The organism is Desulfuromonas sp. KJ2020 (assembly GCF_024197615.1).
Lineage (GTDB): Bacteria > Desulfobacterota > Desulfuromonadia > Desulfuromonadales > SZUA-540 > SZUA-540.
This window is the reverse complement of sequence record NZ_JAKUKE010000003.1, coordinates 1,294,093-1,318,442: the sequence shown is the minus strand read 5'-3', so window position 1 is coordinate 1,318,442 and position 24,350 is coordinate 1,294,093. Positions and strand designations below refer to the sequence as shown.

21 protein-coding genes and 1 riboswitch are annotated in these 24,350 nt (G+C 58.8%); of the genes, 18 read left to right on the top strand and 3 right to left on the bottom strand.

Annotated elements, in window-relative coordinates; genetic code table 11:
- The first annotated feature begins 3 nt into the window (after positions 1-3).
- Both MJO47_RS14500 and MJO47_RS14495 read left to right on the top strand, forming a co-directional pair.
- Positions 4-1,920 (top strand): fumarate reductase/succinate dehydrogenase flavoprotein subunit, encoded by a 1,917-nt coding sequence (locus MJO47_RS14500; RefSeq protein WP_253961821.1) that lies wholly within the window; start codon positions 4-6, stop codon positions 1,918-1,920.
- On the top strand, positions 1,920-2,660 hold the full coding sequence (locus MJO47_RS14495) for a succinate dehydrogenase/fumarate reductase iron-sulfur subunit (protein WP_253961820.1): 741 nt from the start codon (positions 1,920-1,922) through the stop codon (positions 2,658-2,660). Before MJO47_RS14500 ends, MJO47_RS14495 begins: the two co-directional genes overlap by 1 nt.
- Before the next feature lie 114 nt (positions 2,661-2,774).
- Here MJO47_RS14495 and MJO47_RS14490 read toward each other — a convergent pair whose 3' ends face one another.
- Complete coding sequence (locus MJO47_RS14490) at positions 2,775-3,425, bottom strand: putative metalloprotease CJM1_0395 family protein (protein ID WP_253961819.1); 651 nt, start codon at positions 3,423-3,425, stop codon at positions 2,775-2,777.
- A gap of 265 nt (positions 3,426-3,690) precedes the next feature.
- Here MJO47_RS14490 and MJO47_RS14485 point away from each other — a divergent pair, with 265 nt between their 5' ends.
- Positions 3,691-4,854 carry an iron-containing alcohol dehydrogenase gene (locus tag MJO47_RS14485; RefSeq protein ID WP_253961818.1) on the top strand — a complete coding sequence of 388 codons (1,164 nt, stop codon included), beginning with the start codon at positions 3,691-3,693 and terminating at the stop codon, positions 4,852-4,854.
- Between the two features lie 28 nt (positions 4,855-4,882).
- On the opposite strand, the gene MJO47_RS14480 is transcribed toward MJO47_RS14485, so the two are convergent.
- Both MJO47_RS14480 and MJO47_RS14475 read right to left on the bottom strand, forming a co-directional pair.
- Complete coding sequence (locus tag MJO47_RS14480) at positions 4,883-6,844, bottom strand: cache domain-containing protein (protein ID WP_253961817.1); 1,962 nt, start codon at positions 6,842-6,844, stop codon at positions 4,883-4,885.
- The gene (locus MJO47_RS14475) at positions 6,841-8,223 is read right to left on the bottom strand and encodes a sigma-54 dependent transcriptional regulator (RefSeq protein WP_253961816.1); all 1,383 of its coding nucleotides are present in this window, start codon (positions 8,221-8,223) and stop codon (positions 6,841-6,843) included. The genes MJO47_RS14480 and MJO47_RS14475 overlap by 4 nt, the downstream gene beginning before the upstream one ends.
- A 334-nt stretch (positions 8,224-8,557) precedes the next feature.
- Here MJO47_RS14475 and fdnG point away from each other — a divergent pair, with 334 nt between their 5' ends.
- The 15 genes from fdnG to MJO47_RS14400 all read left to right on the top strand — a co-directional run bounded on the left by fdnG (position 8,558) and on the right by MJO47_RS14400 (position 24,288).
- Positions 8,558-11,563 (top strand): formate dehydrogenase-N subunit alpha, encoded by a 3,006-nt coding sequence (gene fdnG / locus MJO47_RS14470; RefSeq protein WP_253961815.1) that lies wholly within the window; start codon positions 8,558-8,560, stop codon positions 11,561-11,563.
- Complete coding sequence (locus MJO47_RS14465) at positions 11,560-12,402, top strand: 4Fe-4S dicluster domain-containing protein (RefSeq protein WP_253961814.1); 843 nt, start codon at positions 11,560-11,562, stop codon at positions 12,400-12,402. Before fdnG ends, MJO47_RS14465 begins: the two co-directional genes overlap by 4 nt.
- 4 nt (positions 12,403-12,406) lie before the next feature.
- Positions 12,407-13,627 (top strand): NrfD/PsrC family molybdoenzyme membrane anchor subunit, encoded by a 1,221-nt coding sequence (nrfD, locus tag MJO47_RS14460; protein WP_253961813.1) that lies wholly within the window; start codon positions 12,407-12,409, stop codon positions 13,625-13,627.
- Between the two features lie 317 nt (positions 13,628-13,944).
- Positions 13,945-15,381, top strand: a complete 1,437-nt coding sequence (fdhD, locus tag MJO47_RS14455) for a formate dehydrogenase accessory sulfurtransferase FdhD (protein ID WP_253961812.1) — start codon at positions 13,945-13,947, stop codon at positions 15,379-15,381.
- Between the two features lie 27 nt (positions 15,382-15,408).
- A riboswitch (molybdenum cofactor riboswitch) is annotated at positions 15,409-15,525 on the top strand.
- A gap of 86 nt (positions 15,526-15,611) precedes the next feature.
- Entirely contained in the window at positions 15,612-16,421 is an 810-nt protein-coding gene (locus MJO47_RS14450; protein WP_253961811.1) for a substrate-binding domain-containing protein, read from the top strand.
- A 6-nt stretch (positions 16,422-16,427) separates the two neighbouring features.
- Entirely contained in the window at positions 16,428-17,114 is a 687-nt protein-coding gene (locus tag MJO47_RS14445) for an ABC transporter permease (protein WP_253961810.1), read from the top strand.
- Between the two features lie 3 nt (positions 17,115-17,117).
- Complete coding sequence (locus MJO47_RS14440) at positions 17,118-17,807, top strand: ATP-binding cassette domain-containing protein (RefSeq protein WP_253961809.1); 690 nt, start codon at positions 17,118-17,120, stop codon at positions 17,805-17,807.
- Between the two features lie 16 nt (positions 17,808-17,823).
- Positions 17,824-19,014: a gephyrin-like molybdotransferase Glp gene (glp, locus tag MJO47_RS14435; RefSeq protein WP_253961905.1), complete on the top strand. Its 1,191-nt coding sequence runs from the start codon at positions 17,824-17,826 to the stop codon at positions 19,012-19,014.
- Positions 19,015-19,120: 106 nt separating this feature from the next.
- Entirely contained in the window at positions 19,121-20,098 is a 978-nt protein-coding gene (moaA, locus tag MJO47_RS14430; RefSeq protein ID WP_253961808.1) for a GTP 3',8-cyclase MoaA, read from the top strand.
- Between the two features lie 33 nt (positions 20,099-20,131).
- Positions 20,132-20,587 carry an MOSC domain-containing protein gene (locus MJO47_RS14425; protein WP_253961807.1) on the top strand — a complete coding sequence of 152 codons (456 nt, stop codon included), beginning with the start codon at positions 20,132-20,134 and terminating at the stop codon, positions 20,585-20,587.
- Positions 20,588-20,633: 46 nt separating this feature from the next.
- On the top strand, positions 20,634-20,822 hold the full coding sequence (locus MJO47_RS14420; protein WP_253961806.1) for a twin-arginine translocase TatA/TatE family subunit: 189 nt from the start codon (positions 20,634-20,636) through the stop codon (positions 20,820-20,822).
- 29 nt (positions 20,823-20,851) lie between these two features.
- On the top strand, positions 20,852-21,334 hold the full coding sequence (moaC, locus tag MJO47_RS14415; RefSeq protein ID WP_253961805.1) for a cyclic pyranopterin monophosphate synthase MoaC: 483 nt from the start codon (positions 20,852-20,854) through the stop codon (positions 21,332-21,334).
- Positions 21,331-21,819 (top strand): molybdenum cofactor biosynthesis protein B, encoded by a 489-nt coding sequence (locus MJO47_RS14410; protein ID WP_253961804.1) that lies wholly within the window; start codon positions 21,331-21,333, stop codon positions 21,817-21,819. The genes moaC and MJO47_RS14410 overlap by 4 nt, the downstream gene beginning before the upstream one ends.
- Positions 21,820-22,556: 737 nt before the next feature.
- Entirely contained in the window at positions 22,557-23,429 is an 873-nt protein-coding gene (locus MJO47_RS14405; protein ID WP_253961803.1) for an NHL repeat-containing protein, read from the top strand.
- 58 nt (positions 23,430-23,487) lie between these two features.
- Positions 23,488-24,288, top strand: a complete 801-nt coding sequence (locus MJO47_RS14400; protein WP_253961802.1) for a cytochrome C — start codon at positions 23,488-23,490, stop codon at positions 24,286-24,288.
- The last annotated feature ends 62 nt before the right edge of the window (positions 24,289-24,350 follow it).

Below are 24,350 nucleotides of genomic sequence, written 5' to 3'. Positions count from 1 at the left end.
ATCGTGATTCTAGATGGCAAATGTCCTACCGGACCAATTGAAACTTCGTGGGATAGACACCGCTTTAACATGAAGCTGGTCAATCCCGCCAATAAGCGTAAATTCAAGATCCTGATGGTCGGCACCGGCCTGGCCGGCGGCGCCGGCGCAGCCACCTTGGGTGAACTGGGCTACAACGTTCATGCTTTCTGCTACCAGGACAGCGCTCGTCGTGCTCACTCCATTGCCGCCCAGGGCGGGATCAATGCCGCCAAGAACTACCCGAACGACGGCGACAGCATCTATCGCCTGTTCTATGACACCATCAAGGGCGGTGACTTCCGCGCCCGTGAGGCCGACGTCTGGCGTCTGGCCCAGGTGTCCAACAACATTATCGACCAGTGCGTCGCCCAAGGCGTACCTTTCGCCCGCGACTATGCCGGTTACCTCGACAACCGCTCCTTCGGCGGTGCCCAGGTTTCCCGTACTTTTTATGCACGTGGTCAGACCGGTCAGCAGCTGCTGCTGGGCGCCTACTCGGCCCTGTCCCGTCAGGTGAAAGCCGGTACGGTGGTCATGCACCCCCGCACCGAAATGCTCGACCTGGTCGTTGTCGATGGCGTGGCCCGCGGTATCACCGTACGCAACCTCGTCACTGGCGAAGTGGAATCCCACTGGGGTGACGCCGTGGTTCTGGCCACCGGCGGCTACGTCAACGTCTTCTATCTTTCGACCAACGCCATGGGCTGCAGCGTCACCGCTGCCTGGAAAGCCGCCAAAAAGGGCGCTTTCTTCGCCAACCCCTGCTACACCCAGATTCACCCGACCTGCATTCCGCAGCACGGCGAACATCAGTCCAAACTGACCCTGATGTCCGAGTCCCTGCGTAACGACGGTCGTTGCTGGGTTCCCAAGAAGAAGGAAGACACCGATAAAAACCCCAACGACATCCCCGAAGAGGATCGCGACTACTATCTGGAGCGCAAGTACCCCTCTTTCGGCAACCTGGCTCCCCGCGACATCGCTTCCCGTGCCGCTAAAGAACAGTGCGATGATGATCGCGGCGTCGGACCCGGCAAGCGTGGTGTCTACCTCGACTACGCGTCGGCGATTGCTCGCGTTGGCGAGGATACGATCCGCGAGCGTTACGGCAACCTCTTCGAGATGTACGAGAAGATCACCGACGAGAACGCCTATAAAGTGCCCATGCGTATTTACCCGGCTCCCCACTACTCCATGGGTGGTCTGTGGGTCGACTACAACTGCATGAGCAACGTTCCCGGCCTGTTCGTTCTCGGTGAAGCCAACTTCTCCGTACACGGCGCCAACCGCCTGGGGGCTTCTGCTCTCATGCAGGGTCTGGCTGACGGTTACTTTGTTATTCCTTACACCATCGCCAATTACCTGGCTACCGTTACTCCCGGCCAAATCAAGGACGACCATCCCGAGTTCAAGAAATCCCGCGAGGACGTCAACAAGCAGACGGAAAAGCTGCTGTCCATCAACGGCAAGAAGACGGTCAGCGAAATGCACCGCGAGCTCGGCAAGATCATGTGGGAGAACGTCGGCATGGCGCGCAGTGAGCAGAGCCTCAAGGACGCTCTCAAGCGCATTCCGGCCCTTCGCGAAGAGTTTTGGAAGAACGTCAAAGTCACCGGTTCCGGGGCTGAGTTTAACCAGCAGCTCGAGAACGCCGGCCGTCTGGCTGACTTCCTTGAATTCGCCGAGGTGATGACCCGTGATGCTCTGCACCGCAACGAATCCTGCGGTGGCCACTTCCGCACTGAGTACCAGACGGAGGATGGTGAGGCGATGCGCGACGACGAGAACTATGCCTACGTCGGTGCCTGGGAGTTCAAAGGGGTTGAGAAGGAGCCTGAGCTGCACAAGGAGCCCCTCAAATTCGAAAACGTCAAACTGGCTGTAAGGAGTTACAAATAATGAACCTGACTCTATACGTATGGCGCCAAAAGAGCCCGAAGGACAAGGGTAAAATGGAGCAATACGAAGCGAAGAACGTCAGCCCTGACCAGTCTTTTCTTGAAATGCTCGATGATGTCAATGAAGAGCTGATCAAAACCGGGCGCGATCCCATCGCTTTCGACCATGACTGCCGCGAGGGTATCTGCGGTATGTGCTCCCAGGTAATTAACGGCCAGCCCCACGGCCCCCAGGAGAAGACCACTGTTTGTCAGCTGCACATGCGTCAGTTCAGTGACGGCGACAAGGTCTTCATCGAGCCCTGGCGTGCCCGCGCTTTCCCTCTCGTGCGTGACCTGGTGGTTGACCGTGCTGCCCTGGATGCCATCATCCAGGCCGGTGGTTACACCTCGGCTCACACGGGTGGCGTAGCCGACGGTAACGCGCTGCCTATCAGCAAAATTGCCGCTGACTATGCCATGGATGCCGCCGAGTGCATCGGCTGCGGGGCTTGCGTGGCTTCGTGCCCCAACAGCTCGGCCATGCTTTTCACCGGCGCCAAGGTTTCCCAGTTGGCTGTTCTGCCTCAGGGTGAAGTGGAAGCTGCTCGCCGCGTTAAGGATATGACGACTGAGGCTTCGGCCAATGGTTTCGGCAACTGCACCAACCACTACGAGTGCGAAGCGGCTTGTCCCAAGGGCATCAGCGTCAGCTTCATTGCCAAGCTCAACCGGGAGTACATCAAGGCCCTGGCCAAATAAGGCCACAGGCAATTATCCCTTCCATTGGATACAATGGGTTTTTATTGAGGCGGGTCCTATGACCCGCCTCTTTTTTTATTTGAGGCTAAATCACCCTTTTCGGGGAGAAAAAGATCAGGCGAGAAAATTGAGCAGTGAACCAGGGCTGGGCAGGGGAATGGGGTCGGTCTGGGGAGGTCCATAGGTGCGCAAAACGGCTTGGCGAGTGGCTGGAGTTTCTGTGGGGGGCGAATCCCGAAGGGAGGAAGAATCCGAGGCAAAGGCGCTGTTTTGGGCCTGAATTTCGGCACGGGCCTCAATAGCCATGCGGCTGGCCTTGGCGGCGATGAGGCGATCTGCGGAGGAAGGCTGAGCCGGGGCCAGCGCGGCAGCATGGATGACCTGAGCTTTTTGCAGGGTTGCTTCAGGGTCACCGGGTACAGCCGAAACATCAATGCTGACTTCTCCTCCGGTGGCGTATTGGGTGCCATCCGGGCCACGGGTATAGCTGAAGGAGGGCGCTGCAGCATAGGGGCCACCCATGGCCGCGTGAGCTGCCTCATGGGCGCGGACTTCCCGGTCGCGGCGAGCCAGCCTGGCCAGCTCCTGCGCCTCCCGGCTCAGGCTCACCTGATCCTGTGAAGCCGAATCGGTGCCGGCGGAGGTCGCAGGGTCATGGCGGCCTTCTGAGACTCCCGGCGATCGTCGCTCCTGGATTTTTTCCCGGGAAGAGGGGACGGTGACGGGAACCAGGGGATATGTCAGGGCTGCTGCAATGTCGTCCATGCCGAAGAAATCCCATCAAAAGTTTGGGGATTGCCTTGTTTAGAGCTGAGGGGTGTTTTAATGAGTCCCGAGGCTGAATATAGCGCAGGACTCCTCCAAGTGCAAGATTTATAGTCGTTTTCCTCTTTGGAGATGCCGGAGGCTCCCCGGCTGGGGTTGCCTTCGCGGTAGGTGATGGTATCTTTGCAGGATTGGTTTGGATCTGAAAATGGAAAATTTCAGCTCGTCATCGTTTGATTCACCCAGAACATCAGCAGGAGGCAATATGCAGAGTTTTACCTTTTGGAACCCGACGAAAATTGTTTTTGGTCAAGATACAGCCGGGCAGGTGGGCAAGCAGGCAGCGAAGTTTGGCCAGAAAGTCTTGATGGTCTACGGGCAGTCGAGCATCAAGAAAACCGGCGTTTATGACCTGGTAAAAAAATCGCTGGAGGCGTCTTCATTGCAGGTTGTTGAATTCGCCGGCGTCAAATCCAACCCGGTGCTGTCCCATGTGCGCGAAGGTGTCCAGCTCGCGAAAGAGCAGCAGGTTGATCTGATTGTCGCCGTGGGCGGCGGCAGCGTCATTGACGAGTCCAAAGCGATCGCGGCTGGTGCCAGAACGGACGGGGATGTCTGGGACTTTTTCATCGACAAGGCGACGGTCCGTGATGCCTTGCCCATCGTCACTGTGCTCACGCTGGCGGCGACCGCCTCTGAAATGAATTCGGGGGGCGTCGTCACCAATGAGGAGACCGGCCAGAAATTCAATATCGGCTCGCCCCTCCTGTTTCCCAAGGTATCCATACTGGACCCGACCCTGACGTACACGGTACCGGCCAACTACACAGCCTATTCCGGGGTGGATGCCATCTGCCATCTGTTGGAAGGGTATTTTACCGCCACCGATCCCAACACGCCCCTGCAGGACCGCCTGGTTGAAGCCCTGGTCAAGACCGTCATGGAGAGCACCGACCGTATTCTGGTTGATCCCCGAGATTATGAGGCGCGGGCAACCATGATGTGGTCGGCGACTCTGGCCCTCAACGGTTTGACCCCCGCCGGTATCGGCCCCTTCGGCTTCCCCAATCACATGATCGAGCATTCCCTGAGCGCCATCTACGACATCGCCCACGGCGCCGGCCTCTCTATTGTGCTGCCGGCCTGGATGGCCTACACCGCTCGCCGCGCGCCTGCACGCTTCGCTCGCTTTGGCCGGGAGGTTTTCGGGATCAGTGAAGCGGATGACCAGCAGGCTGCCGCCAAGGGAACGGCTGCTCTCAAGGCCTGGTTTGAGCGTATCGGCAGCCCGACCACGCTCACGGCGGCTGGCATCCCCGCGACAGACATTCCGAAGATTGCCGCCAATGCCGTTATGCTGGCGAAAAAATGGCGTCTGGATGATTATACGGAGGAGGTTATCGGCGAGATTTTGCAGTTGGCCCGCTAGCTAAGAACCGGGACGGAGGAGGGCTGTTTCAGGCCTTTTGCGGCAGGATGACGCGGAAAAGACTGCCTTCCCCTTCCCGGCTTTCCACTTCGATTTTCCCTCCCATACTTTGTACGATGCCGTAAGCGGTCGATAGCCCCAGCCCGGTGCCGTGTTTTTTACTGGTGAAGAACGGGTTGAAAATCGCATTGCGGATATTTTCGGAGATGCCCGGTCCGGTGTCCTGTACGGTCACTTCCACGGCGCCCTTCACCAGCCGAGTGCGCAGGGTCAGGTCTCCTTGGCCATTCATGGCCTGCAGGGCATTGATCAGCAGGTTGGTGAACACCTGGCGCAATCGCTCCTCGTCCGTCATGAGGGGCGGCAGATCGGTCCCGAATTGACGAATGATCTCAACTGTTCCGATACTGACCTGATGACTGACCTGGGCGACGATATCGTCGAGCAGGTTGTTGACCTCGACGGGCCGAGGATGAATCGCCTGCTCGCGGGCGAAGGTGAGCATGTTCTGGGTAATACGGGAAATCCGTTCGGTCTGTTTCAGAATTTCTTCAGCCTCTTCGCGCCCCTCGGCCCCGGGTGGCAGGTCCATCAGCAGGATTTCAACATTTCCGCGAATGATGGCGGCCGGGTTGTTGATCTCATGAGCGACCCCGGCGGCCAGGGAGCCGACGGCGGCGAGTTTTTCGCTGCGCAGCAGCTCGTCCCGCGTGCGGATCAGTTCGTCGTTTCTCTCTTCGAGCTGGCGGGTTCGCTCGCGGACCTTCTCCTCGAGTTGCTGGTTCATACTGTTCAGCTGCGTTTCTCGCTCATTGAGGGCTGCCGCCATGTGGTTGAAGGTCCGGGTAAGATGGCCGATTTCGTCTTTTCCGGTTTCTGGCAGCTGCAGATGTTTTTCTCCCGCCGCCACCCGCTGTGCCATGGCGTCCAGAGCGAGCAGGGGACGGCTCAGATGACGGGATATTTCGCGCGCCAACAGATAGCCGATACCGCTGCCGAGCAGAAGAAGTCCGAACAGGATGCCACCCACTCGCGCCTTGAGGGCCATAAACGGCTTCTCCAGCAGGCCGACGTACAGGGCACCAATGGGTTGACCGTCGATATCCAATAGAGGCTCATAGGCGGTCAGGTACCATTCGTCGATCACCCGCGCCCGTCCCAGCCAGCTCTGCTTCTCTTCCAGTACCGCTTTGGCGACCTGCGGTGAAACCTGAGTCCCCAGGGCGCGGCTGCCGTCATCCAGGCGGATGGTGGTGGCGATGCGCCGATCACCCAGAAAGAGGGTGGCACTCCCGCGTTCTATACCGTCAAATTTTTCTTCGCCATAAATGATCTTTTGAATTTCATCCACCAGGCTCAGATGCTTGTTGAGTAATTTCCCCCCATAGAGAAATCCCAGGACATGGCCCGCCTTGTCTCTGACGGGTGCCACGCTGACCAGAAACATGCCCCTGGTTTCAAAGGCTTCAGACGGTTTATCCCCGTCAATGAGAGCGATACGGGCCTTTCTGGCGAGATCGGGGGACAGCTCCTGCATCTGTTCGGCGGTGAGAAGGGCGGTGCCGGCAAAGCTCCCCTGATAAAGCGACCTTTCCATGAATGGTGAAAATGCCGTGATCGGCGCCTCCGGATGGAGCGTCCGGCCCAAGGGGTCGCTGATGCCGAGGATGTCCAGCTGTTCCCGGCGCTCAATGGACGCCAGTTCGTCGAGCAATAGAGCCGACTGGCCCTGACTCAGGGAGCGGGAGGTGGCGTCGGAGTGGGCCGTGAAGCGGACGACATCGCGGATACGCTCCAGTTCGCGCAGATAGACGGCCCGCGCCGAATCCATCTCGTTCCGGACGCGTTTCTGGGTGTCGCCGACGATGTAGGCATTGATGAGGTAAACGATGGCGACGGTAACCAGGATCAGCACGACGATCAGAGGGGCGAGTGCTGCCAGGGTCAACTTGCCGCGAATGGAGAGAGGGCGGGGCAAGGGCAGGTTCATGGGGTGTCCGCCTCTTCCGGCGCAGGCATGTCGAATTCCTTGATCTTGCGGTCGAGAGTTTTTCTGGTGATGCCCAACAGCAGAGCCGCCTGACTTTTATTGCCGGCGGTTTTTTTCATGGCCCGGTTGATTTGCCGCCGTTCCGCCTCCCGCAGGCTCAGGGGCATATCGATAGTGTCGATGACAGCGGCAGGCGTCGGGGCAGCGCTGAGACGGATTGGCAGCAGGTCCACCGTGATCTGATCGTCCAAGGCCAGAATGGCCGCCCGCTCGATGACGTTCTGCAGCTCGCGGATGTTGCCGGGCCAGTGATAGTTCTGCAGAACCTCTAGGGCCTCGGGGGCGATGCCCTGGAGGTTTTTTTTCATTTTCTGAATCATTTTTTCGAGAAAGTGCTGCGCCAGAGGAACGATATCCTCCCGCCTCTCCCGCAGGGGGGGCAGATTCAGGCAGATGACGTTAAGACGGTAATAGAGGTCCTCCCGAAAACGGCCCTCGGCCACTTCCTTTTCCAGATCCTTGTTGGTGACGGCGATGAAGCGGACATCGACCTTTTTGGGGCGGGTGGCGCCGACGGGGATGAACTCGCCTTCCTGGATGACGCGCAGCAGCTTGGCCTGCAGGCCGGGGCTGATATCGCCCACCTCGTCCAGAAAAAGGGTGCCGCCGTCGGCTTCTTCCAGAAAGCCCTTCTGCGACTGCAGGGCGCCGGTGAAGGAGCCTTTGACGTGGCCGAAGAGCTGGCTCTCCAGCAGGGTTTCCGACAGGGCCGCGCAGTTGATGGCCAGAAAGCGGTTGGCGGCGCGGGGGCTGGCGTAGTGGATGGTGCCAGCGATGAGCTCTTTACCCGTGCCGCTTTCGCCCAGCACCAGAATGTTGGCGTCGCTGGCGGCCACCCGCAAGGCCAGTTCGTAGACCTGACGGAATTTATCGCTGACGAAGACGGGCTTGCCCGGCGTGTGGCGTTCCTGCAGCTCTTTCTTGAGAGACAGGTTCTCTTCCCGCAGTTTTTCCCGTTCCATGGCATGAACGAGCAGGGTCTGCAGTTTCTCCTGAGGAAAGGGCTTGCTCAGATAGTCGTAGGCGCCGATCTTCATGGCTTCGACCGCCGAGTCGATGGTGCCGTGGCCGGTCATCATGATAACGGGCAAATCGGGACGGATACTCCTGATGCGGGTCAGGGCCTCAATACCGTCCATTTCCGGCATTTTGACGTCAAGCAAAACCAGGTCGCATTCCGAATCGGCCTGCCCCAGAAACTTCAGCATCAACAGAGGGTCCGCAAAGGTTTCCGCCTCGTAGCCCCAGCCGGTCAGCATTTTGTTCAGGTAGCGGCGCATGCCGTCTTCGTCATCTACCACGATGATTCGTTTGGCCATGATTTCTCCCGGAAGGTGTTAAAGATTTTCATAATAAGCACAAATTATTCCAGATGGGAAGGGCCTTGGCCAGGGTGCGATCCGGCCTCCCCGCGAGGAGAGTTCGCAGGCCCGGTGTTGGGTCGATATGACCCGCCGGGAGAAAAAATGACCCACCTGTCCTCTTCGACATGGCGGAAACCAAGGGCGCACCGATTTCGGGGACAGGCAGCAACCATGCGGACTGCCGAGGGGGAGGCTAAGGGGAATGCCCCATTGGCACAGAGGTTGCCAATGACAGGGGAGACTCAAATGACCGCATACGGTCGTTGTATACCATTCAAGGAGAGAGTGCATGGGTGTTACCAGAAGGAATTTTCTCAAAGGAAGCGGTCTGGCGGCAGCCGGGCTGGCTGTTTCGGGGAAGCCGGCTCACGCCGGGTTGGACAGTGCCGAGCTGCGTACCAAGGGACTGCAGACCTCGACCACCGTCTGTCCGTACTGTGCTGTCGGCTGCGGCATGATCGTTCACACCAAGAACGGCAAGATCGTCAACATTGAAGGGGACCCGGAGCATCCCATTAATCGCGGTGCCCTCTGTTCCAAAGGGAGTGCCCTGTTCCAGGTGGCCAACAACGAACGACGGCTGACCAAGGTGCAGTACCGTGCTCCTGGCAGCGATCGCTGGGAGGAAAAATCCTGGGACTGGACCATGAATCGCATTGCCGAGCTGATGAAGGATTCCCGCGACCGTCACTTCGTCAAGACGGAGAACCGGGCCGGCAAGGAATACGTCGTCAACCGCAATGAAGGCATGGCCTTTTTAGGCGCCGCGGCTCTCGACAACGAAGAGTGTTACCTCTGGGGCAAGTTCGCCCGCGCCATGGGGGTCAGTTACCTGGAACACCAGGCCCGAATATGACACAGCGCTACGGTTGCCGGTCTGGCAGCCTCCTTTGGCCGCGGTGCCATGACCAATCACTGGAACGATATCCAGCATGCGGATGTCATCCTCTGTATTGGCTCCAACCCGGCTGAAAATCATCCTATTTCTTTCAAGTACGTCGAAAAGGCCATGGACAGCGGCGCCACCCTGATCAGCGTCGATCCCCGCTATACCCGGACCTCCTCCAAGGCCAATATTTATGCCCAGCTGCGTCCCGGCACCGATATCGCTTTTATGGGGGGGCTGATCAACTACGTGCTGGAGAACGACCTCATCCAGAAGGATTACGTTGTGCAGTACACCAACGCTTCCTTCCTGGTCGATGACGCCTTCGATTTCAACGAAGGGATTTTCAGCGGCTACAACGCCGAAAAGTTCAGTTACGACAAGGACAGCTGGAAATACAAGACCGATAAAGACGGCAACGCCCTGCGCGACCATACCCTGCAGGACCCTCGTTGTGTCTATCAGTTGATGAAGAAACACTACAGCCGCTACACCCCGGCCATGGTCTGCGAGATTACCGGGACGGCCATTCAGGACTACATGGCGGTAGCCCGTACTTTCTGCGCTACCGGCCGACCCGACAAGGCGGCGACCATCATGTACGCCATGGGAACGACCCAGCACACCTACGGTACCCAGAACGTGCGCTCCTACGCCATGCTGCAGCTGCTGCTGGGAAATATCGGCATCGCCGGCGGGGGGATCAACGCTCTGCGCGGCGAATCGAATGTGCAGGGGTCGACGGACTACGCCATTCTCTACCACATCCTCCCCGGCTATCTGAAGGTGCCCGACTTCCACCATGTCGACTACGCCACGTATCTGGACAAGGTCACTCCGAAAAGCAGCGACCCCAACAGCGCCAACTGGTGGAGCAATACGCCCAAATACATGACCAGTCTGCTCAAGGCCTACTGGGGTGAGCATGCCACGGCGAAAAACGACTTCTGCTACGACTATCTGCCCAAGAAGAGCGACAACTATTCGTTCATCAAGCTCATGGATCGGCTGCAGGCCGGTGGATTCGAAGGGCTCTTCTGCATGGGGACGAACCCCATCGTCGGCGGTCCTGACACCAACGGTATCGCCAGCGGCCTGGATCAGCTCAAGTGGCTGGTCGCGGCCGACCTCTGGGAGACGGAGACCTCCATCTTCTGGAAACGCCCCGGCGTCGATCCCAGGACCATCGACACCGAGGTCTTTCTGCTGCCGGCCGCGTCCAGCGTCGAGAAGCAGGGGAGCATCTCCAACTCCGGGCGCTGGGCCCAGTGGCGCTATAAAGCGGTTGATCCACCCGGTGAAGCCGAAAGCGACGCCTTCATCGTCGATCAGATGTTCAAGCGCCTCAAAGCGCTTTACGAGAAAGGCGGGGTCTTTCCCGAACCCATCGTCAATCTGGCCTGGAACTATGGCGACGGCCACGAGCCGGACATCGATATGGTGGCCAGGGAGTGTAACGGCCAGTTCACCCGCGACGTGGAGATCAAGGGCAAGCTCTACAAAAAAGGGCAGCAGGTGCCCAGCTTCGCCTTCCTGCAGGAGGACGGTTCCACCCTCAGTGGCAACTGGCTCTACTGCGGATCTTTCACCGAGGCCGGCAACATGATGCAGCGCCGCGGGCTGGAGGATCCCACCGGCCTGGAGATGTATCACAACTGGGCCTGGTGCTGGCCGGTCAACCGCCGCATTCTCTATAACCGGGCTTCCGTTGACCTGGATGGCAGGCCGCTCAATCCGAAAAAAGCGGTTATCGCCTGGAACGCTCTCACCCGCAAGTGGGAAGGGGATGTGCCTGACGGTGGCTGGGCCCCCATGAACGAGGACGGTACCAAAAATCCTTTTATTATGATCCCGGAAGGCTACGGCCGTCTTTTCGCCGCCGGTCTGGCGGACGGCCCCCTGCCTGAGCACTATGAGCCCATGGAGAGCCCTGTTTCCAACATGATGAGCCCGCAGCAGTGCAATCCAGCTGTCGCGATCCCGGCCAAGCTCAGCAACGCCGACAAGTTCCCCTATGTCGGGACCACCTACCGGGTCTCGGAGCACTGGCAGGCCGGGGCCATGACCCGCAACCTGCCCTGGCTGGTCGAGCTGGTGCCGGATATGTTCGTGGAAATCAGCGAGCAGCTGGCGGACTGGAAAGGGATCAGGAACGGCGATCTGGTGACCGTCTCCTCCGAGCGCGGCAGCATCCAGGCCAAGGCGCTGGTGACGTCCCGCATCAAGCCCTTGCGGGTCAGCGGCCGTCTCATCGAGCAGGTCGGTCTGCCCTGGCATTTCGGTTTCGGCGGCATGGCCCGGGGGGACAGCGCCAATGTGCTGACGACGGCGGTGGGTTGCGCTAACACCACCATCCCCGAGTACAAGGCCTTTTTGTGCAATATTGAGAAAGGGGGGAGGGCCGCATGAGTTCGCGCACCGATTTTTCCCAGGATAAAGCTTTTTTGATCGATATGACCAAGTGCACCGGCTGCCGTGGCTGCCAGGTGGCCTGTAAACAGTGGAACCAGCTGGAGGCAGAGGAGACCTCCTTTTTCAGCGGTGAGGGTTATCAGAACCCGCCTGCCATGTCGGAGAAGACGCTGACCCGCATCAAATTCCGCGATTACCAGAAGAACGGGCAGAACGAGTTCGCTTTCTATAAAGAGATGTGCATGCACTGCAACGAGCCGGCCTGCGCCTCCGTCTGTCCGGTCGGGGCCTTCGTGAAGACAACGGAAGGGCCTGTCGTCTACAAGGCTGACCGTTGCATCGGCTGCCGCTTCTGCATGATCGCCTGTCCCTTCGGCATCCCCAAGTACGAATGGAGCAAAGCCTTTCCGCTGGTGAAAAAATGCACCGGCTGCTTCAGCCGTGTTAAAGAGGGCTTGAAGCCCGCCTGCGCCACCGCCTGCCCGACGGCTATCACTTATGGCCCGCGTAAGGAGATGATCAAGGAGGCCGAACGGCGTCTCACCGAACATCCCCAGCGCTACATTCACAAGGTTTACGGCAAAGACGAGGCGGGGGGCACCAGCGTTATCTACCTGACGAGCCTGCCCTTCGATGAGCTCGGCTTCAAGCCCGTCACCATGCGTTCGCTGCCCGGCTATACCTGGCAGGCCCTGCGCCTGGTGCCGGCGGCCTTCCTTGCCGTGGGCGGCGGCTTATCGGCTATTTCCTGGATCAACCACCGTAAAGAACGTCTGCGGAAGGAAAGAGAGGCCGCTGCGGCGGCTCCGACTTCTGCCGAGCGCAAGGAGGACTAAAGCGATGACTGCCGCCAGATATGTTGTCAATGAAATCAAGGGCTACCACCTGTTTGTCAAGTTCCTCATCGCCCTGGTCGTTATCGCCGCCCTCGCTTCGCTGGTCCGTTTTGTCTTCGGGCTGGGCGTCACCACCAACCTCGACGATACCTACCCCTGGGGTCTGTGGATCAGCTTCGACGTCGTCACCGCCGTGCCCCTGGCCGCCGGCGCCTTCACCCTGGGTGCCATCGTCCACTGCTTCAATATCAAGAAGCTCGAGCCGCTGGTGCGTCCGGCTATCGTCACCGGCTTTCTCGGCTATTCGCTGGTCTGCGTCGGTCTGCTGCTCGATCTCGGTCAGCCCCACAAGGGCTGGCACGTGCTGCGCTACTGGAACCTGCACTCGCCCATGTTCGAAGTCTCCATGTGCGTTATGGCCTACACGACCGTCCTCTTTCTCGAATTTCTCTCCCCGGTGGCGGAGAAGTTCGGCTGGCATGTGCCCCTGCGGGTGCTGCGCTGGCTGGAGATGCCCCTGGTCATTCTGGCCGCGGCCATCTCCACTTTGCACCAGAGCTCTCTCGGCACTTTCTTCCTTATTGCCGTCGACAAGCTGCACAACCTCTGGTATAACCCGCTGCTGCCGCTGCTCTTCTGGGTCAGCGCCATCTGTACCGGCATGTGCATCATTATTCTCGAAGCCACGGCCAGCCACAAATGGATGGGGCAGCCCAACGAAGGGGTGCTGCTGCGCACCCTGGCGCAGATTCTCCCCTGGACCCTCGGGTTCTATATCGCCCTGCGCATCTACAGCCTGCTGGCGCTGTCGGAAGGGCCTTTCTTCGATCGTCCCGGTCTCACCCTCTCCTTCATTCTGGAATTCGGGGTCGGATTTATTCTGCCCTTCATCCTGCTGACGCTGAAGTCCGTCAGGGAAGATGACCGCAGTCGGGCCATCGCTGCCGGCCTGGTTATTTTCGGGCTGGTGCTCAACCGCTTCAACGTGTCGATGATCGGTATGATGGACCCCAACAATATCTACCTGCCGTCCATCATCGAGACCCTGGTCACTTTGGGCATCATCGCGGCGCATATCCTGTTCTTTGTGCTCATTGCCAAATACTTCCCTATCTTTGAGCACCATCCGGAAACCGTCGATTACTCGCTGCCGGATACCTTTCGCCGCATCGATGGCGCCAAGACGGAGGGGGCTGGGGAGGCCGTTTCTTCTTCCGGACACTAAGTACAGGGTTTAGATGTTCTCTCAACAACAAGGCCTGCGGCAGATGCTGCGGGCCTTGTTCTTTCAGAGAGCCCTGCACGATTGCATGAACTTCGTTCATCCTGTTTGCCGGTTGGCTTGGATCATGATGAAATCATCGCAGTCGGTAAGGAAGTCAATCGGGTGGATCAGAATGACACAGGTGGGTCAACCTGACCCGTTGCCCGAAGAGGAAAAGGGCGTTTTGACGACGTTCGCTGGTCGGCATGTTTTCTGCTTTGCTGGAGCAAAGGATTTTTAACCGTCCACCGGTCGTTAAGGTCGATGCGGGAGAGAACATGGAGCAGAACAACCAGGGGAAGATCGTGCGGGTGGATAGGACGGGGGCGAGCCTCAGCGAGCGGGACGTCGTGCGGGAATTCCCCCTGCGGCTGACGGTCAACGGACGCGAACTGGCCACCCTGATCTCCTCGCCCCATCAACTCAATTACCTGGTGGCGGGCTTTTTTCGCCTGCAGGGCATGGTTGCCACCCTCGATGATATTCTCAGCCTGGGCATTTGCAGCGATTTCGGGGCGGCACGGGTGCAGTTGCGCCAGAATATCCCCCTCGATCTCCGGCCGGTGCTGACCTCGGGCTGCGGAACAGGGATCACTTTCGATTTTCCCGCCGAGGGCGTTAAGTCCTCCTTTTCTGACGATGGCGACACACCGACCTTCACGCCCGAATCGATTTTTTCCCTCATGCGCGAGCTGCAGCGCCATGCCGAAGGGTACCGCCGCCACGGCGGCATGCACTCGGCGGCGGTGGGGGATGGGCAGAAGATGCTCCTCTACGCCGAGGATATCGGTCGCCACAATACCCTTGACCGCATCGCCGGCGAAGCGCTGTTCAAGGGGGTCGATCTGTCCGGTAAATTGCTGGTCACTTCCGGGCGGGTATCCACCGAGATGGTGGCCAAGGCGGCTCGCCTGGGTATTGCCGCCATCGCCTCGCGTACCTCACCCACCGATATGGCCGTGCGCCTGAGCGAGCAGGCAGGCATTTGCCTCATCGGTTATGTGCGGGCCGAAACGATGGAGATTTTCAGCCATGCCGAGCGCTTACGACTGCCGGATGCGAAACCGCGCCTTGCCGGAGTTACCGGGGTTATCCTGGCCGGCGGTGAAAGTCGGCGCATGGGCAGTGACAAGTCGCTGCTCCCCATCGATGGTGCCCGTTTCATCGATCACATCTACCGGCGCCTGAGCCCCCTTTTCGACGAGGTGCTTATCGTCACCAACTCGCCTGACCTCTACGCCGATATCCCCTGTTGCAAGGTTCCCGACCTCTATCGCGCCCAGGGTTCCCTGGCCGGCATTCACTCCGGCCTGCATCATGCCCGTCACGAGCGCATCTTCGTGGTGGCCTGCGATATGCCTTTTGTCTCCCCGGCGGTCATCCGGCACCTCTGTCTGGCCGAGAAGACGGGGGACGTGATCATCCCCTGGGGGGAGCAGGGCTTCGAACCCCTGCATGCCGTCTATGGCAAGGGCTGCCTGCCCGCCATGGAGAGAACCCTGGTCCGGGGCGAGCGGCGCATCGTCGCCTTCTTCGATGAGGTGAAGGTCGTCCGGATGCCGCTGGAAGATTTGGCCGAACTCGATCCGCAGGGCCTCTCTTTTCGCAACATCAACACCCCGCAGGAATATTTCCACTTGCGTGAAAAGCAGGTCCCGGGAAATACTGCTGAGCAGACGGATACGCTTGGTGCCCGCCTCGGGCAGAAAGGGTAATCAGGTATCGGGCTCTATTTCGCCCGCCCACAATTTCATCTCCGAACCGCATCGCCTACCGGGGCAACCCCAGGGCGACCGGTCGTTGGGTTCGGCTGGAAACGGCCGCGCCTCCCTTTTGGAAAGGAGAGCATCCGTAAACCCCGCCGATGGGGTAGTCAGGGGCCTTTTCCAATAGGAAGGCTCCTTTTTTATGGGGAATTTCCCCCCAGCTACTTCACGGAGGTTTTATGAAAGTTTGGAAAGTCTGTCTGCTGTCTGTTGTCTGTTGTCTGTTGCTGGGCGCTGGCCCGGCCTTGTCGGTGGAACACTTGCGTCTGGCCACCACGACCTCGACGGAGAACTCCGGTCTGCTGATGGCCCTGTTGCCCCCCTTCGAACAGGCGAATGACTGCCAGGTTGACGTGATTGCCGTCGGCACCGGCAAGGCCCTCAAATTGGGGGAGGCGGGGGATGTCGATGTGGTGCTGGTGCATGCCCGTGCCCTCGAAGAAGCCTTCGTCGCCGCCGGCCACGGGATCGACCGCCGGGACGTGATGTACAACGACTTCGTTCTGCTCGGCCCCGCCGCCGACCCGGCCGGTGTCGCCGGCATGGGCGACGTCGCTGCCGCAATGAAAAAAATTGCCGCCTCGGATAGCGCCTTTGTTTCCCGTGGGGATAAGTCCGGCACGCATCACAAGGAACTCGAACTCTGGCAGGCGGCCGGTCTTGCTCCGGCCGGCAAGGACTATGTCGAGGCCGGGCTCGGCATGGGCGAGGTCATCAACATGGCCACGGAGCTGCAGGGCTATACGCTGGCGGATCGGGGCACCTATGTGGCCTACCGCAGCAAGACGGACCTGAAAATCCTGGTGGCAGGGGACGAGCGCATGTTCAATCCCTACGGGGTGATCGCCGTCAATCCCAAGAAGCACCCCCATGTCAAAATCGAGCTGGCGACCAAGTTCATGGATTACCTGGTCTCTCCCCAGGGTCAGCAGGCCATCGCCGCCTACAACAAGAACGGAGAACCTCTTTTCTTCATTTACGAAAAGTAGGCGGTTTTGGATTTTATCTTCACTTCTCTGCAAAAAGCCCTGGCGCTGATTCTGGCCTTTGACGGCGAGGTCTTCATCACGGTATGGACCTCGCTCTACACCTCCCTGGTGGCCATTGTGCTGGCGGCGATCCTGGCCATTCCCTTTGGCGCTCTGGTCGGAATCAGCCGCTTCCCGGGGCGGGGGCTGGTGCTGACCCTGCTGAATACCCTCATGGCCCTGCCGACGGTGGTAGTGGGCCTGGTACTCTATGGCTTTCTCAGCCGGCAGGGGCCACTGGGGGAGTGGGGGCTGCTCTTTACCCCGGCCGCCATGATCCTGGGCCAGATGGTGCTGGCAATGCCCATTGTGGCCAACTATACCCTGGCTGCCGTGGTGGGGGCCGATTCCCGCATTCTGAGCACGGCCCTCACTTTGGGAGCGGGCAGGCTGCGGGGTGTTTGGATGCTGCTGCGGGAAGTGCGTTTCGGCGTCATGGCGGCGGTTATCGCCGGCTTCGGCCGGGTCATCGCCGAAGTCGGCGTGGCCATGATGCTTGGCGGTAACATCCGCCACCATACCCGCACCATGACCACGGCTATCGCCCTGGAAACCAGCAAGGGGGAATTCGCTTTCGGCCTGGCGCTGGGCCTCATCCTGCTGGGGGTGGCGCTGTTAGTCAACCTGGCCATGAATATTCTGCAACAGAGGTGATCCATGCAGCCGATTCTTTCGCTGGAAAATATTGGGGTTGCCGTGGGGTCGGCCTTCCGGTTGGAAATAGACACCCTGGCTCTTGAAGCAGGGCGGCTTTACTGTTTGACCGGGCCAAACGGGGCCGGCAAGACGACCTTGCTGCGCCTGTTGGCCCTGCTGGCCCCCCCGACGCGCGGCCTGTTGCGGTTCGACGGCCGGGCCGTTGTCTTTCGCGGCGGCCTGGCCGACGCCAGCCTGCGCCGTGAGGTGACCCTGGTTCAGCAGGCGCCCTATCTTTTTCAGGGGAGCATCTACGACAACCTGGCTTTCGGGCTGAGTTTGCGGAACATTGCCAGTGCTCAGCGGTCCGCCCGCATTGAGGCGGCGCTGGAATCCGTCGGTCTGGCGGGCTTTGCCCAGCGTTCCTCCCGGGCGCTTTCGGGGGGAGAGATCCAGCGGGTGGCTCTGGCCCGTGCGTTGGTTCTGCAGCCCAGGGTGCTGCTATTGGACGAGCCGCTGGCCAATATCGATGTGGGGCATCTGGCCCTGTTCGAGAAGCGGCTCCGTGATCTCTGTGCCGAACAGGGGACGACCATTGTCATGTCTACCCATGACCCAGGCCAGCCCGCGCGGCTTGACAGCAAGGTCGTTTCCCTGAACGGCGGGAGGCTGATCAACGCGTGGTCCAATCTACAAAAAAGGGCGATGTAAAGGAGTTTTCTGGATGGTGATACGTTTTGAAGAGGCCCGACAGATCATTCTGGACCAGGCCCGGCCCCTGGGGAAGGAACGTGTTTCCCTGGCCGAGGCCTGCGGGCGCGTGCTGGCCGAGGCCGTGTGCGCCACCTGGGATCTGCCGGCCTGGGATAACTCGGCCATGGACGGATTTGCCGTGCGCTCGCGGGACTGCCGGGCCGCGAAACCACTCCAGGTCAGCGGCTATATTCCTGCCGGGGCGCCGGCCCGCGAGAAGGTGGAGCAGGGCGGCGCCATCCGTATCATGACCGGCGCCCCCCTGCCGGCCGGGGCCGATGCAGTGGTGCCCGTCGAAGAGGTTGCCGAGGCGGATGGCTGGATCACGCTGACGGCCAGGGTTGAGCCGGGACAGCATATTCGTCGCCAGGGGGAGGATGTCGCCCGGGGAAAGCCCTTTATGGCCGCCGGAACCCGTTTGCGCCCGGACGGCATCAATCTGCTGGCCTCTTTCGGACAGGCTTTCGTGCCGGTGTTTCGACGCCCGCGGGTCGCCATCCTTTCCACAGGGGACGAACTGGTGGAACTGGGCGAAATGCCCGCCCCGGGCCAGATCATCAACAGCAATTCTCTGTCGCTGGCTGCCGCTGTCCGTGAAGCGGGTGCAGAACCGCTGTTGTTAGGGATCGCCCGCGACGAGGTGGACAGTTTGCGTCTGAAACTGGCTGAAGGCCTGAAGGCCGATATCCTCATCTCCTCGGCCGGCGTCTCGGCCGGCGACAGGGATCTGGTGCGGGACGTGCTGGCCGACCTCGGTGTGCGTGAACTCTTCTGGAAGGTGGCCATCAAGCCCGGGCATCCCACCGCCTTCGGGGTCAAAGGCGATTGTCTGGTCTTCTCGTTGCCGGGCAATCCTGTCTCCACCCTGATGACTTTTGAGTTTCTGGTGAAGCCTGCCCTGGAACGCATCGGCGGCGGTATAGACCCTGTAAAACCCCGCGTTCGAGCCGTTTTGCGGGAGTCCACCAAAAAAAAGAAGGGACGGTTGCAATTCATGCGGGTCAGCCTGACGCAGGACGGGGATATCCTCTACGCGGCCAGCGCCGGTGACCAGCACACGGGGATGGTCTCTACCATGGTGCGGGCCGAGGGAATCGCCATCCTGCCGGGAGATGAGGATCTGGTTGCGGCAGGAACCCTCGTGGACGTTTATCTCCTGGACTAGGTACGGGGCCAAAGAAAAGGGTGCGGGGCGAAAAGAACCTGGTGTATGATTATGGGGTAAATTCGGTTCTGTTTTGGCTGTCCGCCGCGAAAAAGGAAAGAGCTGGATGGAACTTCTGGACGGATTCAATCGTAAAGTCAACTACCTGCGTCTGTCGGTCACCGATCGCTGCAATCTGCGCTGTCGCTATTGCATGCCGGCGGAGGGTGTTGCCAAGCTCGACCACGACGATATTCTCAGCTACGAAGAACTCCACTGTGTGGCCCGGGCGGCGGTGTCTTTGGGGATTGAGAAGATTCGCATCACCGGCGGCGAACCCCTGGTGCGCAAGGGGCTCATCCCCTTTCTGAGCGAACTCTCGAAATTGCCGGGATTGAAAGAGCTGGTGCTGACGACCAATGGCATCCTCCTGCCCGAGCTGGCGCCCGATTTGAAGGCCGCCGGGGTGAAGCGAGTGAACATCAGTCTGGATACCCTGCAGCCCGAACGTTTCCGTCCCATCACGCGCTGCGGCGACCTCGCCCAGGTGCTGGCCGGCATCGCCGCCGCCGAGGAGGCCGGGCTCGCCGTCAAGCTCAACATGGTCGTCATGCGCGGCATCAATGATGATGAAGTGGTGGATTTCGCCGCTATGACGCTTGCGAAGGCGCAGAGCGTCCGTTTTATCGAATATATGCCCAACATTCAGGACGCCGGTTGGCAGGAGCAGGTGGTGCGCGGCGAGGAGATTTTGGCCCGTATCGGCGAAAAATATGCGTATCAGGCGCTGTCACGGGGGGCTCTCTGTGGGCCGTCCCGTGACTACCGCCTTGACGGTGCCGCCGGCACTTTCGGCATCATCACTCCGGTTTCCAGTCATTTCTGCGACAGCTGCAACCGCATCCGGGTGACGGCCACCGGAAAGGCGCGCAGCTGTCTCTTTTCCGGGGAGGCCGTGGATCTGCGCCCTGTTCTGCACAGTGGCGATATGCCGGCCGTGCAGCGGGCCCTGCTCGACATTGTCAAGGGCAAGGCCTCTGGACATCATCTCGACGAGGAAAGCGAGCGCGGCCCGGCTTTCTCCATGTCCACCATCGGCGGCTAGAAGGCTGCTCCATTCATGCCAGGAGATCAACCCATGGAACCATCGGTAATCGCCGTCTGCATCAGTGAAAACAAGGGCGAGCAGAAAAAGCCCGTCGACTCGATCCTGCTCAAGGAAAACCATGGCATTGTCGGGGACGCCCACGCTGGCGACTGGGATCGGCAGGTCAGTCTGCTGGCCGAGGAGAGCATCGACACCATGCGCGCCAAGGGCTTGCGCCTGGGCTCCGGCGACTTTGCTGAAAATATCGTTACCCGCGGTATTGCCTTGACGGCCCTCCCCATCGGCAGCCGCCTGACCCTGGGGGCGGCACTGCTGGAGATCACCCGTATCGGCAAGGAATGCCACAACCGCTGCGCCATTTACTACCAGGCCGGTGACTGTGTCATGCCGCGTGAAGGCGTCTTTGCCCGGGTGCTTAAAGGCGGTCTCGTGCGGCCGGGCGACCCTATTCATCTGCAGGATGGCGGTCGCGAATCCGCCAACTGAGTTTTTTATCGTTTTTTACCCCAAAGGAAAATTAAGGAGATAGCATATGTTTGGACTCGGGACTCAGGAACTCCTCATCATTCTGGTGCTGGTCATGGTCATTTTTGGCGCCGGCAAGCTGCCCCAGGTCGGCGGCGCTCTTGGCAAGGGCATTCGCAACTTCAAGTCGGGCCTCAAGGAAGAACCTCTGGAGGAAGCCCAGCGCGTTGACGATTCAGCGGAAAAAAAAGTCTGAGATCAAACCTTTTTACCCAGGAGTGACGAATGTCCTTCAACCATTTTGACGAGCAGGGGCAGGCCATCATGGTCGATGTCAGTGCCAAGGCGCCGACGCTGCGCCGTGCTGTCGTCGGGGCCTGCGTCTCCATGAGCCCTTCGACGCTGCGGAGTATTCGTCAGGGGGAAATGAAGAAAGGGGATGTACTCGCCGTGGCCAGGCTGGCCGGCATCGCCGCCGCCAAGAAGACCCCCGATCTTATCCCTCTGGCTCATCCCCTGGCCTTGCACGCGGTATGGATTGAATTCTTCTTTGACGATGACAATCATCGCATTTGCATTGAGGCGACCGTCAAGGCAGTGGAGCGTACCGGCGTGGAGATGGAAGCCATGGTGGCGGCGTCCGTGGCGGCGCTGACCATCTACGATATGTGCAAAGGGGTGGATCGCGCCATCACCATTGGCGAGGTGGCGCTGCTCCTGAAGGAGGGGGGCAAGAGTGGCCTGTACCGGAAGGAGGCGCAGGGATGAAGGCGGTCATTCTAACCATCAGCGACAAGGGTTCGCGGGGCGAGAGGGTCGATACCAGCGGCCCGGCCTTGAAACAGTGGCTGGAGGAGCACGGCGTCTCTACCGTCGCCCTGGAAATCCTCCCCGACGAAGAAGCGCAAATCGCTGACCGGCTTATGCATTGGACCGCGCTGGTCTCGCCTCACCTGCTGCTGACCACCGGCGGCACCGGCGTCTCCCCTCGTGACGTCACCCCGGAAGCCACCCAGCGGGTCGTCGACCGCCTGATACCCGGCCTGGCCGAACTCATGCGGCTGCGCAGTTTGCAGATCACCCCCCGGGCCGCCCTGTCCCGCGCCGTAGCCGGTATTCGACAGGGGACCCTTATTCTCAATCTCCCCGGCAGCCCCAAGGGCGCCCTGGAAAATCTAGAAGCTGTCTGGCCCACCCTTCCTCACGCCGTCGCCAAAATCCGCGGCGATCAAAGCGACTGCGCCACTTCTTAAAAGCCCGTCTTCGCTGGAACTTCAAGCACTTATATCTAGCGCCCCGTTTTCCGGGGCTGCAACCCATCAGCAGATTCAGTGAAATCTATACCTGCACAGAGTTCGTCTTGCTTTACTTGGCGGTATTGTTTTTATCTAATTAAAAAATCGATCTGTCCTCTCTTTTGAGGCTCTTTGCCAGGGCCCTTCCCATAATCCCTTGCGTTTGTCTTCACAGGCATTAAACTTTAAACAATGTGAAATCTCCATTCGTCCTGCTTCATGATGTAGTGCGCAACTAGTTAAATTAATGATGGTATCTGGGGAAAGTTATTTTCTTTTTTCTGAGGGATTGTGAAGATATGACCTTCAATTTGTATCGGGATTCTATCGTGAGCGCATTTACAGGATAGCTTCTATGTGAAAAACTTAATTGGGGGCTTTGCCCCATCTGGTGTAGGGAAATGGCCAGATGCTAGGGCATTTGGCCTATCGGCCTGCAGGCGTCTTGATTTTTGCTGGCTGTCAAGTAGCTTTTCTACCATGAGAAAATGCTTATATCTTAGTGATCGCCAATGTAGGTATAAACCCTGCATGTGACTCGGAGCCAATCAGCATGGCGGGTTTTCAGTCTCGAGTATTTTATGCAAGTAATAGGTGGTTCCCTGGATAAGCTCATTCAAAAAAACTTTTTAATTATCATCTCTTTTTGTTTGATCTATCCCCTTTTTACCGAAATTCTCGACGCAGAAGACAGTTTGCCTTTGCGCATCAGCGCCCAGGCTGTTTTAAAGCTTGACGCCAAAGGGTCAGAACTTCGGTATCCCGGTTCGATTTTTTTTGATCGGGAACAAGATGAAATGGTTGTCGTCGACTCGGGCAATAATCAGCTCGTGGTCTATTCTCTGGATTTTTTCCCAAAGTTTTATTTCGGCCAGGGCCGCGGTCTGCAGGCCGTGATGAATTATTTTGCCTTTAATGGCCGCGCTTATGTTCTTCTCGGCCCCACGGACAAGCGTAAGGGAGGATTGATTCGGCAATTTGATGGAGCTCTTCTCCCGATCCAGGATATTGCTTTTAACGGTTTTGCCAATGCGGAGACCTTTGTTCCTCGCGAGATGACCATCGGCAATAACGGCAAAATCTACGTCGCCGGCAATGACGACCATGGTTGCATTGTTCTGGATTTATCCGGAGAGTTTTCCCATATTCTGCAACCTTTTGACGAGGTTCTGGGGGTGAAGGAAAAAGTCAAAATCAACTCCGTGGTCCGGGGTGATAGCGGGCGGCTTTACCTTCTCAGTGAGGAAGTCAGCAGAGTTTTTGTTTATGATGAAAACGAAAATTTTCTGTACCAGTTCGGTCAAAAAGGCGGGGTGCAGGGCAAATTGTCCAGGCCGCGAGGCCTTGCTGTCGATGAAGAGAACGGTCGAATATTTATCGTCGACTTTATGCGTCACGCGGTCTCTGCCTACTCTCTGCAGGGAGAGTTTATCCTCGAACTCGGTGGTTTGGGTGGAGAGCGGGGCTGGTTCTACTTTCCGTCGGACGTCGCCTTGGATCGGTACGGTCGCTTATGGGTGACGGACACCTTCAATCAACGTGTTCAGATCTTTTCCGTTAAACCTTGAGGGACTGTCCCTCTATTGCTGAAATTCCACCATGACATCACAGGAAACAGGAGGAAAAATGAAGAGGTTTGCCCTGATGGCCTTAGGTCTCACACTTGTACTGCTCGCTGGTAAGGCTATGGCAGCGGATGAAGCCACCAAACATGTCGTTCCCCTCGAAATCAAAGATTGCATCAAGTGCCACATGCAGGCTGTGCGGGACGTCAATACCAAGGGAGGCAAGCACCAGACCGCAGTCAATTGTCAGGATTGTCACCTTGAACATCCCCCCATGGGGTCCAATGCCATTCCGGAATGCAGCATGTGCCACGATGCGGGTGAAAAGGCCCACTATGCTCTAGAAAACTGTCAGTCCTGCCATTACCCCCATTATCCCATGGAAATGGATTTTACCCAGATTGCCTCGGTGAAGCCTGTCTGCCTGACCTGTCACGCCGGACCTGGACAAGAAATGGAAGCTTATCCCAGCATGCACGCCCAACTTGATTGTAAGGAATGTCACCTTACCCACGGTCAAGCTACAGCCTGCAACGAGTGTCACGCTCCCCATTCGAGCGACATGACCTATCAGGACTGCCTGCGCTGCCACAAGCCCCATATGCCGTTGGTCGTTAAGTATGCGGACGACCTGCCGTCTCCTCTGTGCGGCAGTTGTCATGGCGATGTCAGTCAGAATTTGACCAATACCTCCAGAAAACATGGTGCCCTGCTGTGTGCTTACTGCCACAAGGGCCAGCATAAGGTCGTGCCTGAGTGCAGTACCTGTCATGGATTGCCCCACGGTAGTGCCATGCACAGCAAATTCCCCAATTGCCTCGACTGTCATCTTGACGCCCATGCCTTGGACATGCCCAAGTAAAAAACGGGGGCGGTTTGACGACCGCCCCTTCCTTTCTCTTCGGGGAATCATGAGATGAATAG

Bases quoted from the DNA above. Each gene is read 5' to 3' on its own strand.
- MJO47_RS14495 (WP_253961820.1), top strand. From the start codon at position 1,920: ATGAACCTGACTCTATACGTATGGCGCCAAAAGAGCCCGAAGGACAAG.
- MJO47_RS14490 (WP_253961819.1), bottom strand. From the start codon at position 3,425: ATGGACGACATTGCAGCAGCCCTGACATATCCCCTGGTTCCCGTCACC.
- MJO47_RS14485 (WP_253961818.1), top strand. From the start codon at position 3,691: ATGCAGAGTTTTACCTTTTGGAACCCGACGAAAATTGTTTTTGGTCAA.
- MJO47_RS14480 (WP_253961817.1), bottom strand. From the start codon at position 6,844: ATGAACCTGCCCTTGCCCCGCCCTCTCTCCATTCGCGGCAAGTTGACC.
- MJO47_RS14475 (WP_253961816.1), bottom strand. From the start codon at position 8,223: ATGGCCAAACGAATCATCGTGGTAGATGACGAAGACGGCATGCGCCGC.
- MJO47_RS14465 (WP_253961814.1), top strand. From the start codon at position 11,560: ATGAGTTCGCGCACCGATTTTTCCCAGGATAAAGCTTTTTTGATCGAT.
- nrfD (WP_253961813.1), top strand. From the start codon at position 12,407: ATGACTGCCGCCAGATATGTTGTCAATGAAATCAAGGGCTACCACCTG.
- fdhD (WP_253961812.1), top strand. From the start codon at position 13,945: ATGGAGCAGAACAACCAGGGGAAGATCGTGCGGGTGGATAGGACGGGG.
- MJO47_RS14450 (WP_253961811.1), top strand. From the start codon at position 15,612: ATGAAAGTTTGGAAAGTCTGTCTGCTGTCTGTTGTCTGTTGTCTGTTG.
- MJO47_RS14440 (WP_253961809.1), top strand. From the start codon at position 17,118: ATGCAGCCGATTCTTTCGCTGGAAAATATTGGGGTTGCCGTGGGGTCG.
- moaA (WP_253961808.1), top strand. From the start codon at position 19,121: ATGGAACTTCTGGACGGATTCAATCGTAAAGTCAACTACCTGCGTCTG.
- MJO47_RS14425 (WP_253961807.1), top strand. From the start codon at position 20,132: ATGGAACCATCGGTAATCGCCGTCTGCATCAGTGAAAACAAGGGCGAG.
- MJO47_RS14420 (WP_253961806.1), top strand. From the start codon at position 20,634: ATGTTTGGACTCGGGACTCAGGAACTCCTCATCATTCTGGTGCTGGTC.
- moaC (WP_253961805.1), top strand. From the start codon at position 20,852: ATGTCCTTCAACCATTTTGACGAGCAGGGGCAGGCCATCATGGTCGAT.
- MJO47_RS14410 (WP_253961804.1), top strand. From the start codon at position 21,331: ATGAAGGCGGTCATTCTAACCATCAGCGACAAGGGTTCGCGGGGCGAG.
- MJO47_RS14400 (WP_253961802.1), top strand. From the start codon at position 23,488: ATGAAGAGGTTTGCCCTGATGGCCTTAGGTCTCACACTTGTACTGCTC.